Consider the following 14,569-nt stretch of genomic DNA (forward strand, 5'->3'; position numbering starts at 1 on the left):
TGTTAAATTAAATTTTGAATTAAAAATTTATGAATATCTACTCATATCACGGCATCCGTCCCATTATCAAACCATCCGCTTATATTCATCCACAAGCGGTGATTATCGGAAATGTTGAAATCGGCGAAGAGGTTTATATAGGTCCAAATGCGGTAATTCGTGGTGATTGGGGTAAAATTATCATCAAAGACGGAGCAAATGTTCAGGAAAACTGTACACTTCATGTTTTTCCCGGTATTGAAACGATTTTAGAAGAATCTGCGCATATTGGTCATGGTGCAATTATCCATTCTGGGCACATTGGTAGAAACTGTCTGGTTGGAATGAACGCTGTAGTAATGGACAAGGCAGTGATTGGTGATGAATGTATCATCGGCGCATTGGCTTTTGTTCCTGCAAATTTCAAATGTGATGCGAGAAAATTAATTGTTGGAAGTCCGGCAAGAATCATCCGTGATGTTTCTGATGAAATGATTAAATGGAAAACAGAAGGAACAAAACTCTATCAGGAATTGGCAAGAGAAGGAAAAGACGCGATTTTACCTTGCGAACCGTTTACGGAATATGTTCAGCAGATACCAACTAAAGTTGTTGATTACAGCATTTGGGATGATGTTAAATAATTCAATATTAAAATTAATTATGATTAAAAAACTTCTCATTTTCTGTAGTATTTTGTTTGCATTTCAAAATGTGATTTTAGCGCAAAACGGAAATGTAAAACCATTAACTATTGGAGAAATCAGAACATTAAAATCTAAGATTTTAAATGAAGAAAGAACGTTAAATATCTATCTTCCCCAAGGCTTTGATAAAACAAAATCTTATCCTATTATCTATCTTTTGGATGGAAGCATGAATGAAGATTTTATCCATGTTTCGGGATTGGTGCAGTTTTTCAATTTAATGTATGCAATGCCGGAAACAATTGTTGTCGGAATTGCCAATATTGACAGAAAAAGAGATTTCACATTTCATACCGATTTAAAAGATTTACAAAAAGATTATCCTACGACAGGACATTCAGATCAGTTCATTAATTTTCTTGAGAAGGAATTAAAACCTTACATCCAAAGTCAGTTTAAAACGACTGATACTTATTTATTCGGACAATCTTTGGGTGGACTTTTAGCAACTGAAATTTTGTTGAAAAAACCTGAAATGTTTAATAATTATTTTATCATCAGTCCGAGTTTGTGGTGGGATGACGAAAGTCTTTTAAAACAGGCAAATCAATTATTATCTAAAATTCCAGATACTAAAAAATTCGTTTATGTTTCTGTAGGAAAAGGGGAACATCCTGTGATGATAAAAGATGCCGAAAGTTTTTATGATATTCTTAAAAAATCAAGTAAAAAAAATTGGACGGTAGAATATAAAATGATGGAAACAGACAATCATGCAACAATTCTTCACAGAAGTTTGTATGAAGGTTTGGTGAAATTGTTTCCATATCAAGAACCGAAATAAAATGTAACAATATACTAATGTAAAATTCTTCTAAAGATTGGTAATCTGTTACATTGATACATTGTTAAATTAAAATATAAAATATTTTATGGAAAAGTTAAAAAACTATATTCACGGCGAATGGGTAGAAGGTACCGGAAACGGAATTCCTTTGTACAATGCCGTGACGGGAGAGCAGGTTGCTGTTTCTGATACTGAAGGGCTGAATTTTGAGCAGGCTCTAGATTTCGGAAGAACAGTCGGTTACAAAAATCTTTCTTCGATGACGTTCTACGATCGTGGAGAAATGTTGAAAAAAGTGGCGCTTTATCTTTTAGAAAGAAAGAAAAAATATTATGAATTATCATATAAAACAGGGGCAACTCACGCAGATTCTTGGGTTGACATTGAGGGAGGTTTTGGTACATTCTTCACGTATTCAGGTTTGGCAAAGAGAATGCTTCCGAATACTCCGTTTTGGGTAGATGGGGAAACTCAGAAAATTTCTGCCAACGGAACTTTCTTAGGAACTCATATTTTAACGCCAAGTGAAGGAGTTTCTGTGCAAATCAATGCTTACAACTTTCCTGTTTGGGGAATGTTGGAAAAACTATCAACTTCATTGTTGGCAGGTGTTCCGTCCATTGTGAAGCCATCTCCTTATGGATCTTATTTAACGAATGCTGTTTTTCAGGATATGATTGAAAGTGGAGTTCTTCCTGAAGGCGCTCTTCAATTGGTTTGTGGTGAGCCGGGAAATATTCTGGATTATGTTCAGGATGGAGATTCTGTATTGTTTACAGGTTCTGCAACGACAGGTAGAAAATTAAAAGCTTTACCTTCAGTTTCAGGAAATTCTGTTCGTTTCAATATGGAAGCCGATTCTTTGAACTGCTCGATTCTTGGTTTGGATGCAAAACCAGGAACTCCTGAATTTGATTTGTTCATCAAAGAAGTTCGTACCGAAATGACAACAAAAGCGGGTCAGAAATGTACAGCGATTAGAAGAATCATTGTTCCTGAAAACTTAATTGGTGATGTTCAGAATGCTTTATCTAAAGCTTTAGATCAAACTAAAATCGGAAACCCATTAAGCAGAGAAACCAGAATGGGTTCTTTGGTTGGAAAACAGCAGTACGACGAGGTTTTAAGAAAAGTAGATATTCTGAAAACTGAAAACGAATTGATTTACGACGGAAAGCACGAGCTTGTAGATGCAGATTACGAAAATGGTGCATTTATGTCACCAAAATTGTTCTTAAATGATTCTCCGTTCACCAAAAATATCTCTCACGATGTCGAAGCTTTCGGTCCGGTTTCTACGTTGATGCCTTATAAAGATGCGGAAGAAGCTGCTGCTTTGGCAAAAAAAGGAAAAGGAAGTTTGGTGGGCTCAATCATTTCTCATGACGAGAAATTTGTAGCAGAAACTTCATGGAAAATGGCTTCTCAGCACGGAAGAATTTTCGTGTTAAACAGAGATAATGCGAAAGAAAGTACAGGTCACGGTTCGCCACTTCCGACATTGATGCATGGAGGTCCTGGTAGAGCAGGAGGCGGTGAGGAAATGGGTGGCTTGAATGGTCTTCATTTCTTCCTTCAAAAAACAGCGATTCAGGGTTCTCCGGATGTTTTGACGGCGATCACAAAAGTATATCAGCAGGGAGCAGAGAAAAAATATGCTGACAAACATCCATTCCAAAAATATTTTGAAGATGTTGAGGTTGGAGATTCTTTGGAAACAGCAGGAAGAACGGTTACGGATGCAGATATCGTTAATTTCTCTAATGTTTCATGGGATCATTTCTACGCACACACAGATGCAACGAGCTTAACGGGAACTATCTTCGATAAAACAGTTGCTCACGGCTATTTCATCCTTTCTGCGGCGGCTGGATTGTTTGTTTCAGGGAAAAAAGGACCAGTAATTGCGAATTATGGATTAGAAAACTGTTCGTTCTTTAAACCTGTTTATGCAGGAGATACAATTACGGTTTATTTAATGGCGAAAGAAAAAATCAACCGTGGAGTAAAAGGAAGAAATATTCCTTCCGGAGTTGTGAAATGGTTGGTTGAAGTAATCAATCAAAGAGATGAGGTTGTTTGTGTTGCTACAATTTTAACATTGGTTGCTAAACATTCTCCTTTTATAGATTTTAAAGTTCAGAATATTCAGAAAAAATTGAATAGTTTAACTGAAAACACCAAACCTATTTTTGGAGATCTTACTCCGCAATTGATGGTGGAGCATTTGGAAGAAGTTTTGAGAAATGGTTTCGGAAATTTAAAGCCAGAAGATTTTCCTGAGATTCCTGCCGAGAAATTAGAAAAACTTCAGGATTGGCTGTATACCGAGCAAAAGATTCGTCCGGGAGCGCAATATCCTTTATGGAAAGAAGGTGAAGTTCCTCAGAATAAAAATAAAAATCTGGACGAAGCTAAAACAAAATTAGTAGAAACCCTGAAAGAGTTTACCGTTTATTTCAAAGAAAATCCTTTTGCGGAACATTACAATCCAAGATTTGGACATTTAAATAAAGAGATGATGGAGCTTTTCCAAATAAAGCATTTTACGCATCATTTTGAGCAATTTGGATTGATTTAATTTTTAAAATGTATCAATATAACAATGTAGCAGTTTGACAATAAACTGCTACATTTTTTTTGTAAAGTGTAATAATTGAATGAAGAATGTTTCCTGGTCTGAGATTTATTTAATTGAATTTTAAACTTGCCAAGGGAGATTTTTATTCCAATCAAACCACTAGAAAAATGATTTAAAATCATCCGCTTTATTTTAAAAATTCATTTTTTTATTATGTTAATAAATAATTAAACTTTTAAGATTAAAATAATTCACACATCTTTTACGTGATTTTGATTGATTTTTTCAAATAAAATAAGGATATTTGGGGGAGCTTTTTATGGCTCCTTTTTTAATTTAAAAATATTATGATAACAGAATTTTTCAAGAACTTCGACTTTAAGAATTTTTGGAGTGAATGCAGCTACTCTGCAAGAGACTATATCGGTGGTTTTGCTGATGATGAAATGATTGATTCTGTTGAAAAAGAATTGGGGTATAAACTTCCCGGCTCTTACATTCAGATGATGAAAACACAGAACGGTGGATTGGCAAACAAATCTGTTTTCCCTACCACTGAAGCCAATTCTTGGGCAGATGACCATGTGGCAATAAATGGTATTATGGGAATTGGGCGAGAACGTATTTATTCTCTTTGCGGAGAAATGGGGAGTCAGTTTATGATTGATGAATGGGGCTATCCTGCAATCGGTGTGTATTTTGCAGACTGCCCGTCAGCAGGGCATGATATGATTTTATTTGATTATTCAAACTGTGGTAAAGATGGCGAACCGGAAGTGGTACATGTAGATCAGGAAAATGATTTTAAGAAAACTTTTTTGGCTAAAGATTTTGAAACTTTTATAAAAGGTTTGAAAGTTGAAGAAGGATTTGAGGGAGAATAAAAAAAACCTGAATTTTAATAATTACAATTAAATCATCAATGATTATGAAAGAAAACTGGCTGCAAAACTGGGAAGAAGTAAAAGATGTTTTAGTTTGTCCTACAGATCTTGAAACATATTTTACCTCGAATGAAATTCTGGGACAGAAAATGGAGACGGTGGAAATAGGAAATGTTTCGCTACCATCCGGAAAAATAGTGGTGAGAGATCCGCTTGTTTATCTGAGTTCTGATGAAAAACCTTACTTCATTCAGGCTCCGAAAGGAAATTTCCCAGTTACGATTGCTGTGGTAAAATCTGAAGATTGGGGAGACCGGTATGCTGTCGTAAAAGTTGAGTTTACCAAAGAAAAACCGGTTGTTTATCGTGAAGCTTTGATTGGAATTGAAGATTTGGAAGATGTAACTGAAGACGATTTTTTTGGTTTCAGTGTAGACGCAGGTTTGGGATGTATTACCGATGCTGAAGTTCTTCCTTCTGTAGATCAATTTGTTGCTATAACAGATGTTGACAATGTGTACGATGATTATTTTGCTGAAATTTTCGCACAGAGTTACAAAGATCATCCCAACAATCAGAGAGATGCCGGAGACTGGATCAATTGGACAGTTCCCAATACAACCTATCAGATTCCGATGTTTGCAAGCGGGTTTGGTGACGGCAGCTATCCTGTATATTTTGCGTACGATACTCATGGTGAAATTTGTGGATTGTACATTCAGTTTATCGATGTCGAATTGGCATTGAGTGAAGATGGAGACGATGAAGATGTAGAATAAAATGTGTGATAAAACTTTTGCAGATCAAGTAGTTGAATTTAATAAAAAATTAAATTTTAAAGGAAATCTTCCTAAAGATTTTCAGGTTCTGAATCCGTATTTGGATAATCCTGAAACGCTGGTTGTCATGCAAAAGTTTTATCAGAAATATTATAATGATTCCAATCAAAGGAAATTTGTGATTGGAATTAATCCCAGCCGTCACGGAGCGGGAGTTACCGGAGTTCCGTTTACCGATACTAAGCGATTGGAAACGGTCTGCGGAATTAAAATGGAATCTGCTCATACACATGAAATTTCTTCCGTTTTTATATACGACATGATTTCAGCTTACGGCGGCGGCGCAGAATTTTACAGAGATTTTTATATAAATTCTCCTTTTCCTTTGGCAATCGTAAGAAAATCAAAGGGTAATTGGGTCAATGCCAATTATTATGATGATAAAGAGCTTTTCAATGATGTGAAAGATTCTATGATCGATTCTTTAAAGAAACATATCAGTTTAGTTCTAGATACATCAGAAGTTTTTGTTTTAGGAAAGAAAAATGCAGATTTTATTTCTAAATTAAATGTAGAAGCAGAATTGTTTGATAAAATGACGGTTTTGGAACATCCGAGATATATTCAACAGTATAAATCGAAAGAAAAAGATTTGTATATTGATAAGTATATCTTGGCATTGAAAAAAATAGATGCTAAGGCGTGAATCGTAGTATCGAAGGTGCATTCCGTAGAATGTAATCTGTGTAGTAATCTGAAATGTAGAATAGTCGACCAATCAAATATTAATTTGAAATCAAAAAATTATGCCTTGGAATCCTGAAATTTATAACCAATTTAAAAACATTCGCTATCAGCCATTTTTTGATTTGATGAATTTAATTTCATCAGAAAATCTGAGGAAAGCAATTGATGTAGGCTGTGGAACGGGCGAACAAACTCATATTCTTTCAGAAAAATTTGATGATGCAGAATTTCTGGGAATTGATTCTTCTGCAGAAATGCTAGCCGAAGCCCATCAGTTTCAAAATGCTAAACTGAGCTTTAAGCAAATGCCGGTGGAAGATTTTACCGAAACTGAGGGGAAATGGGATTTGATTTTCAGTAATGCTGCATTGCAATGGTCGGATGATCATGAAACATTATTCCCAAAATTAATTTCATTATTAAGCGAAAACGGACAGTTTGCCGTACAGATGCCCATTCAGGCTGAGAATGTTTTAAATAAAATATTATTCCAGCTCGCTTCGGAGGAATCTTTTCGTACCCAACTTGATGGTTGGAACAGAGTTTCACTTGTTCTGAGTATTGACGAATACGCTCAAATCATGTTTGATAATGGCTTAAAAGATTTAAATATTTCAGTAAAAGTGTATCCGATTCTCGCAGACGATGCTGAAAAATTGTATCAGTTTATTTCGGGTTCTGCTTTGATACCGTATGTTGAGAGATTGGATGAGGTGAGCAAAGAGAATTTTATTTCAGAATACAAAAAAAGAATTGGCGGGCACTTCAAAAATTTTCCTGCAATGTATGCATTCAAGAGATTGCTGCTTTATGGAAAAAAATAAATACTTTTTATAACAAAACAAAAACCTTTGAAGTTTTTCAAAGGTTTAATCATTGTGTGATAGAATCGTGTTTGAAATCATTTATAGTCTAAAAGAGTTCTCATGGTGGTTAGTTTTTGTTAAAATAAGACTATCTTTTAATGATTTTTTTAGAGTGTGAAGACGTTTTCAGCAAATACGTTCCTGATGGAAGTTCTGCTATGTTTTCTTTATTAATTCCTTTTTTAAGCTCAAAGTCTTTCAAGATTTTCCCGGATTGATCATAAAGCTGAGCTTTAGAATCTTCTGATGTTTCTATAGAAAACTGACCTGTCGTAGGATTTGGGAAAAGAGACAGATTGCTTTTTGATTTTTTTAATTCGTCAGTCGACAATACAAGACCCGTATCTTTTACCCAAGTGAAGGCATCAAGACAAAAGTAATTATAAGCACCTCCTATAGTTACCTGAAGCTGATCAATAATAATATTACTATAATTCTGACCGTTAAGGTTTGTTAGATCAATAAGAGTAAATCCATTGGTAGATCCGAGACCCGTCGCAAAGCCTGTGGTTTTAATTTGGCTATATTTGGTTACTCCGGATAATTTCCCTGTTACAGTAAGAGTTCCTGCAACTGTTTGGTCCAGATTATTAGCAGATAAAAACACCCAGAATCTGTTTACTTTAAAAAGATTTGATGTTGTTTTAATACTGAATGATGCTCCTGTGGTAACATTTGCTGCTCCGTTATTATCAATGTAGCGATTGTCATTCGCTGTTCCGTTCCATCCTGTATTGGGGAAACTTTCCTGAATGGCAAATCCTCCGACTTGGGAAAGAATATTAAAAATCACTCCGTTGTCAGTAAAACTGGTGCTTCCGTTACTTTCAGTTTCAAAAACTTCTGTACTGGTCTGTCCAAATGAAAAGATCGAAATGAAAAGACTGCAGATTGTAAAGAATATAGTACTTCTCATAATTTTAGGTTTTAAATTTTTATTTTTTTCTATGGTCTTGAAGGAAAAATTCCTTGAACACAAATAATATAATTCATCCCCAGATAAGGTGGCATGTTGTTAATCGGCTGATTTGCTCCTGTAAATGATACAGAAGTAGCATTGATAGCCGTATCAGGAGCTGCATCTACAAAACTTGGTATAGATGTAAAATCTCTTCCTACAGTCGTTCCCGGCACTGCAATTGATGAAGTTGGGGAAGGAGATGAAGACGTAGCATTTGATCTGGAAACTCTTAATTGGCTCATGATGCTAGGCATGTTAGAACTAAGAAGAGTTGTTGTAGGAGTTCCCGCGATTTCTCCAAGAACAACAGATTTCCCTGTATTAGATGTTCCTGCACCGATAGGAGCACGTCCGTTTAGGTTGGGTAAAGCAAAAGTTGTCGTACCGTTACCTCCGTATGTAGTTCCTAAAATTGAAAAAAGAGCCTGGTTTTGCGCAATATTTAATATCGCTCCGTTGCAAAGTAAAAAGCCTCTTGGTGTAAAATCACCTGCAAACATCTTAATGGTTCCTATCATTTCGTCCATGATATATTTGTTTTTTTAGTTATTAATTTATTTGCACTTAATTATGGTCTTGAAGGATAAATTCCTTCTACACAGATGATGTAATTCATTCCTAAATAAGGAGGCATGTTATTAACAGGCAGATTTTGACCCATAAAGATTACAGATTGTGGGTTGATTGAGGTAACAGTAGAGGGATTTGCGTTGTCTACAAAGCTTGGTATCGCTGTAAAGTCTCTTCCTACTGTAGTTCCCGGCACTGCAATCGATGAAGTGGAAGTTGGGGAAGATGAAGTTGCGTTAGATTTCGAAACTTTTAATTGACTTGAAAAACTTGGCAAGTTTGCAGATAAAAGGGTAGTCTGTGGAGTTCCTGACATCTCGCCTAATACATATGTTTGTTGTCCGTTCGCTCCTGTTCCCAATGGGTAACGTCCGTTTAAGTTTGGTAATGCAAAAGTTGTAATACCGTCACCTCCGTAAGTTGTGCCTAAAATAGAGAAAAGTGCAGTGTTTTGAGCAATACTTAATAAAGCTCCGTTGCAAAATAGAAATCCTCTAGGTGCGAAGTTTCCTGCAAATGACTTGATTATTCCGATCATTTCTTCCATGATGATATTTGTTTTTAGGTTTATATTGATGTGATTTTTTTAAAACAAACTTGATGTGTTTTCGTTTTAATTATACCCCAAAGGAACAATGAAAACAGGAAATATGGTAGAGTATAAATTACCAAATGCGCCATTCAGTATTTATACGTAATCAGAATTGGGGATATAAAAAAACCTTCAAATTTTGAAGGTTTAATATATTTTTGAAAGCTTTGATTTTTTAATAAAAGTATAAATAATTAAAGCTTTACCGGAAGAGAATAGATGTCATTAATTACAGCATAGATTACGATGCCCACTGTGTTTTTAGCACCTATTTTATCTAAAATTCTCTGCCTGTGACTTTCAATTGTTCTGGGACTAAGGAAAAGTTTTTCTGCAATCTCATGATTGGTCATCTCTTCACAGATCAATTTCACGACTTCTTTCTCACGATCACTAAGTTCATCTTCCAGATCAAACAATGATTTTGTTTTCGGCGGATTATTCATGTACGAGAAAAGCATTTTGTAATCTTCTGAGGTGAAATACAAACCTTTTGTATGGACTTCTGTTATAGCCTCGATGAAAGCTTTTTTATCAGAGTTTTTAGGCAAAAATGCAGAAACACCTAGTTTTACCATGTAACCCAAGATGCTGCTTTTATAGTGAGAAGAGAGAATGATTATTTTGAGTGCAGGATATTTTTGTCTTAAATTTTCTACAAGTTCAAACCCGTCCATTGGTTTCATTTGAATGTCGATAAGAGCAATATCCGGGAACTCTTCAGAATTAAAAGTGGCTAAATTTTCTAAAAAATCCGAGCCATTGTTTGATGTTATGGTCACAGAGATGCTTTTTTCAATAGAAAGCAAAAGTTTTACACCTTCTAAAATAAGCTGCTCGTCATCTACTAAGGCTATTTTAATTTTCATGATCGTTGTTTTGTGGAATTATGATAATCAACCTGCTGCCTTTTCCTATTGTATTCTTCCATTTGAAGCGGGCGTTGAGCGATTTTATTCTCGATTCTATGTTTTTCAAGCCCATTCCTTTGCTTGCATTGTCGTAATCAAAGCTTTCTCCGTTATCAGATAAAATTACGATTCTGTTTTCTTTGATATCCTTTATATAGATACTCATTTCAGCGGCTTTAGAATGCTTGATAACATTGGTTGTAAATTCCTGAATAATTCTATAAATCTGCACTTCTGTAAAAATATCTTTTTTCTGATATTCCTGAACCACATGCAGATTGATTTTAATCTTATTCGAAAGATTGGTAATCAATTCTTCAACATACAAAACAAGTCCTAATTTTTCGAGATTGACAGGGTAAAGTGAATGTGAAATACTTCTCGCCGAGTCTATAAGCTCAGAAATTTGATTTGAAATTATCTTTTCAGAAGTTTCTTTGTTCTCTGCGTTTAGATTTTGAAGCCAAAGCGAAAGAATATTAAGCCTGTTGCCAATATCATCATGAATCAAAATCGCCATTCTTTTTCTTTCTTCTTCCTGGGTTTTTGTGCTTTCGAGAGTAAGGTTTTTCTGATGCTGAATTTCTGCCTTGTGCTGGATGCTTTTCTCTTTTATAATTCTGTCGATAAAGAACTTATAAGCCAGTAAAACAAACGTGATAATAATTACCAAGACGATAATTAAATAGATGAAAAAGCTGATATTAAGGGTAATGTCTTTAATTGTAAATATTTAAAATTAATAATTTATGTTTGGTTTAATATGTTTTTTTTCAAGCGTGAAAATGTGTAGAGTAAAGATGCATAAAATACAATCAGCAACATATTATTAGTACTCAAAATAACAAAGTAAGTACTTTCAGACAATGAAGGCAACTGATTCTGAAGAACAAATATAAAAACAGAAACCGTATAATACATAAAAATAAAGGCATCAACCGATAAAAAATGATTCGCCTTTTTCTCATTTTTTATTTCCTGCAGTAAGGTATATCCTGCAAAACAAATAATGATAATATTAGAGATTACCTTTATATAATCATTGGTCAGAGTAATACATTGGTTAATAATCAAAAGTCCTGCTGTTAAAATTGCTGTCGGTAGTAACCACCAATCAGACAGAGACAATTTCTTAATGTATAAAGTGGTCAGTATAAAAAACTCTCCACCAATAAATATGGGATACATGAAAGAAGTGTTTTTAAAACCAAACACTTCAATCAATGTATTTGTGGCTATTTCTATTAAAAGCAAAAAAGCGCAATAGTATAGATACCATTTTTCTTTATTTCCCAACAAAAGATATTTCTTAAACCCGGATATGAATGCAAAAACCAACAGCCCATAAGAGATATATAAGGAAGTGAAATAAAAATAATTCATGATTTATACAATCCCATTATTTAGCAAACCGGAGGACATGGCCTCGCATAATTGTAAGTGTTTGATATGCTGAAGTCGGAACTGATTTCACCCCCAAGTAAATTTTTCTGAAAAGAAATGAAAACAAGACTTACCAATACTCTCTGGTAAATATCTGAAAACTTAAGTGCAAAAGAGCAGATAATGTTTGTTGTGCTGCTCTGATCATGCAGGAGATCATCTTTTGAAATGAAAAAACGTCTGAAAACTCTTTTTCCTTCAAAATCCTGATCTTCTCTCTGGAACCATTCCATACCACTTTCTCTCCAGTCTTCAATTTCTTTTACCGCTACCTGCTGTTCTACAGCCGGTTGGCTGAGAATTGGAAAGCTCATATCTGAATCTGTAGAAGTTTTTGTAAGATCCTTCGAAAGAATACTTCTGTTAACCAGAGTATATTGCTTTATTTCCTTTAATTCAATATCGTTTTCAAGACTTCCCAAAACTGAATAACTGTAATCGGTTGTTTTTAGTTCTCCTTTAGAATCTCTCGGTACTAAAATAAGAACAACCTGATCTTTTAGAATTCCCATATCCAGACGGAAATTTTTAGGATATTCATCGTCTTCGTTCAGTTTCTCAATCTGCTCTGCAGAAAGTTCAAAAACATAAGGTAAAGGGATGAGTCTTTCAATTTCAGCAAAGTTTGAAACGGTATTATCCCATTCATTAATTGCTGACAGATAGGCTTCATAATTCATTTTTTGCATAGGTTTAGTTTTAGCGATAAAAGTAGATAAATTTAATTTTTAAAACAATAATTTATCCTTAATTTTTTGATAATATAGTGGGTGTTATTGGTTAAATTGGATCATAATATTATATATATAGTTTTATTGTAATTTAAATAATAAAAAAAGAAGTTTGTTTATTATTTTAACAAGATTACACTATTTTTGCGATTATTAAATCTCAAACTATATTTAAAAGAAATGAGTGACTTTGTAACATCAGAAATTAAAAATAATATTGCCGAAATTACATTCGGAACTGCAAAAAGCAATGCTCTTCCTGGAGCAATTCTTGAAAAATTAGCTGAAACAATTTTAGAAGAAGGCGCGAAGAAAGAAGTGAAAGCAATTCTTGTAAAAAGCGAAGGTGAAAAAGCTTTCTGTGCCGGTGCAAGTTTTGACGAACTTTTAGCAATTGACGAACTGGAAGCTTCCACTAAATTCTTCGGAGGTTTTGCTAAAGTTTTAAATGCTATGAGAAATTGTGGTAAAATCGTTGTCGTAAGAGTTCAGGGGAAAACCACTGGTGGTGGAGTAGGATTGGCTTGTGGTGCAGATTACTGTTTTGCAACCAAGGATTCTGCATTAGCTTTAACTGAAATCAATTTAGGAATCGGTCCTTTTGTAATTGGGCCTTACGTAGAAAGAAAAATCGGGAAATCTCAGTTTTCAGCAATGGCAATTGATGCAGATTTCAGATCGGCAGATTGGGCAGAGCAGCATAATATTTATCATTCAGTTTCTGAAACCATTGCAGAAATGGATTCGAGATTAGAGAAGTTTTTGAATAATTTGGCTTCAAGAAGCGAAGATGCATTAGCTCTAATCAAGAAAGTTTCTTGGGAAGGCACAGAGCACTTTAATGAGTTGATGCCTGCAAGAATCCATATGAGTGCAAGTCTTATTTTGGAAGATTCTGCCAAGAAAAATATCGAGGCAATCAAAGAAAAATTAAGAGCAAAATAAATTTTAAATGGTTGTAGAATAACCATCATTACTGAATAAACAAGAAAACCACCCCATAAAAAGGGTGGTTTTCCTATATAATGAGGCTGTCAGGCAAAGTAGTTTTGTATCAAATAATTTATAAAACTTTTTATTATGAAATCAAGATTTTTTTTATGCCTGATGTCTATCGTCACTTTAGTTATAAGCTGTAAGAATGACGATGACGAAGTTGTACCACAGCCGGAAGCATTTACTTACAGTGCGGTAACGGGGATGAGTACTGGGAATACATCTGTTGCAGGAACTTCTGCACCCGCAGGATATACTTGGAGCGAAGTGAAAGCACCTCAGAGTACTTGGGGGCTTAGCGGAACTATTACTGACCGTATGCTTGCAGACGATTTTCAGGTTCCCGCAGGTGAAAAATGGAATATACAAAACTTCTATTTCTATGCCTATCAAACTGGTTTTTCATTAACTACATTTCCTGTAAGTGAATTTTATTTTGAAATATACTCTTCTGATCCCTCTGTTGCAGGAGCTGTGAAAGTGTACGGCGATATAACCACAAACCGATACGCCTCATCTGAAGAAACTAAGTGGTACAGAATATTGCAAGGGCAACCGGATAATACGAACAGAAAAATTTATAAGATGAAAATTAATTCACCTGATCTTAATTTGGCAGCAGGTACTTACTGGATAAAATGGGGTTCAAAAACTTCTACAGGAATTCATTTCTACCCACAATTGCCTCATGATGCAGGTAAAGTAAACAATGCGCAACAGTTTGTAGTTACAGGCTCTACATGGGTAAATTTGGATGATGGCGGACAAAGAGTAAGTTTCCCATTTGAAATTTCGGGAACCAAACTTCCTAACTAAAGAAAAATGCATTAAAACTAAATGCAAATCACGAGAACCCATTCTGAAAGCCAGAATGGGTTCTCGTTTATAAATCTGATTGTTTTTAAATAATAAAAACACAGTTATTTAATAATTGTGATGAATTCTTTACGTGATTTCATAATAATTTGAATTTTAGAGTATGTATTCAACTTCAAGAACAGCTTACGATATATATCAAAAGAAAAGATTAGCATT

At 34.6% G+C, this 14,569-nt stretch carries 16 protein-coding genes; 9 read left to right on the plus strand and 7 right to left on the minus strand.

The window, feature by feature from the left end; all coding sequences use genetic code 11:
• Nucleotides 1-29: 29 nt before the first annotated feature.
• The 7 genes from MQX03_RS10730 (at nt 30) to MQX03_RS10760 (ending at nt 7,288) form a co-directional block, all read left to right on the plus strand.
• Nucleotides 30-623: an acyltransferase gene (locus MQX03_RS10730; RefSeq protein WP_242803095.1), complete on the plus strand. Its 594-nt coding sequence runs from the start codon at nt 30-32 to the stop codon at nt 621-623.
• Between the two features lie 19 nt (nt 624-642).
• Nucleotides 643-1,470: an alpha/beta hydrolase gene (locus MQX03_RS10735; RefSeq protein WP_242803097.1), complete on the plus strand. Its 828-nt coding sequence runs from the start codon at nt 643-645 to the stop codon at nt 1,468-1,470.
• A gap of 88 nt (nt 1,471-1,558) precedes the next feature.
• Nucleotides 1,559-4,054 carry a phenylacetic acid degradation bifunctional protein PaaZ gene (gene paaZ / locus MQX03_RS10740; protein ID WP_242803099.1) on the plus strand — a complete coding sequence of 832 codons (2,496 nt, stop codon included), beginning with the start codon at nt 1,559-1,561 and terminating at the stop codon, nt 4,052-4,054.
• Between the two features lie 347 nt (nt 4,055-4,401).
• Nucleotides 4,402-4,938: an SMI1/KNR4 family protein gene (locus tag MQX03_RS10745; RefSeq protein WP_185145188.1), complete on the plus strand. Its 537-nt coding sequence runs from the start codon at nt 4,402-4,404 to the stop codon at nt 4,936-4,938.
• A 44-nt stretch (nt 4,939-4,982) separates the two neighbouring features.
• Nucleotides 4,983-5,717, plus strand: a complete 735-nt coding sequence (locus MQX03_RS10750) for a DUF4241 domain-containing protein (protein ID WP_242803101.1) — start codon at nt 4,983-4,985, stop codon at nt 5,715-5,717.
• 1 nt (nt 5,718) lies between these two features.
• Nucleotides 5,719-6,423 (plus strand): SMUG2 DNA glycosylase family protein, encoded by a 705-nt coding sequence (locus MQX03_RS10755; protein WP_242803103.1) that lies wholly within the window; start codon nt 5,719-5,721, stop codon nt 6,421-6,423.
• Between the two features lie 100 nt (nt 6,424-6,523).
• On the plus strand, nt 6,524-7,288 hold the full coding sequence (locus MQX03_RS10760) for a methyltransferase domain-containing protein (RefSeq protein WP_242803105.1): 765 nt from the start codon (nt 6,524-6,526) through the stop codon (nt 7,286-7,288).
• Between the two features lie 130 nt (nt 7,289-7,418).
• Here MQX03_RS10760 and MQX03_RS10765 read toward each other — a convergent pair whose 3' ends face one another.
• The 7 genes from MQX03_RS10765 to MQX03_RS10795 form a co-directional block, all read right to left on the minus strand.
• Nucleotides 7,419-8,246, minus strand: a complete 828-nt coding sequence (locus MQX03_RS10765) for a T9SS type A sorting domain-containing protein (protein WP_242803106.1) — start codon at nt 8,244-8,246, stop codon at nt 7,419-7,421.
• Between the two features lie 29 nt (nt 8,247-8,275).
• On the minus strand, nt 8,276-8,818 hold the full coding sequence (locus MQX03_RS10770) for a phage tail protein (RefSeq protein WP_242803107.1): 543 nt from the start codon (nt 8,816-8,818) through the stop codon (nt 8,276-8,278).
• 41 nt (nt 8,819-8,859) lie between these two features.
• Nucleotides 8,860-9,408, minus strand: a complete 549-nt coding sequence (locus MQX03_RS10775) for a phage tail protein (RefSeq protein ID WP_242803108.1) — start codon at nt 9,406-9,408, stop codon at nt 8,860-8,862.
• A gap of 239 nt (nt 9,409-9,647) precedes the next feature.
• Complete coding sequence (locus MQX03_RS10780) at nt 9,648-10,322, minus strand: response regulator transcription factor (protein ID WP_242803110.1); 675 nt, start codon at nt 10,320-10,322, stop codon at nt 9,648-9,650.
• On the minus strand, nt 10,312-11,037 hold the full coding sequence (locus MQX03_RS10785) for a sensor histidine kinase (protein ID WP_242803112.1): 726 nt from the start codon (nt 11,035-11,037) through the stop codon (nt 10,312-10,314). Before MQX03_RS10785 ends, MQX03_RS10780 begins: the two co-directional genes overlap by 11 nt.
• 74 nt (nt 11,038-11,111) lie before the next feature.
• On the minus strand, nt 11,112-11,552 hold the full coding sequence (locus tag MQX03_RS10790) for a hypothetical protein (protein WP_242803114.1): 441 nt from the start codon (nt 11,550-11,552) through the stop codon (nt 11,112-11,114).
• A 215-nt stretch (nt 11,553-11,767) separates the two neighbouring features.
• Entirely contained in the window at nt 11,768-12,496 is a 729-nt protein-coding gene (locus MQX03_RS10795) for a hypothetical protein (protein ID WP_242803116.1), read from the minus strand.
• A gap of 222 nt (nt 12,497-12,718) precedes the next feature.
• Between MQX03_RS10795 and MQX03_RS10800 the strand changes: the two genes are divergently transcribed.
• Both MQX03_RS10800 and MQX03_RS10805 read left to right on the plus strand, forming a co-directional pair.
• Nucleotides 12,719-13,483, plus strand: a complete 765-nt coding sequence (locus tag MQX03_RS10800) for an enoyl-CoA hydratase/isomerase family protein (protein WP_242803118.1) — start codon at nt 12,719-12,721, stop codon at nt 13,481-13,483.
• 135 nt (nt 13,484-13,618) lie between these two features.
• Nucleotides 13,619-14,350 carry a hypothetical protein gene (locus MQX03_RS10805; RefSeq protein ID WP_242803120.1) on the plus strand — a complete coding sequence of 244 codons (732 nt, stop codon included), beginning with the start codon at nt 13,619-13,621 and terminating at the stop codon, nt 14,348-14,350.
• The last annotated feature ends 219 nt before the right edge of the window (nt 14,351-14,569 follow it).

This window comes from Chryseobacterium aahli, assembly GCF_022699665.1.
In the GTDB taxonomy this organism is placed as follows: Bacteria; Bacteroidota; Bacteroidia; order Flavobacteriales; family Weeksellaceae; genus Chryseobacterium; species Chryseobacterium aahli.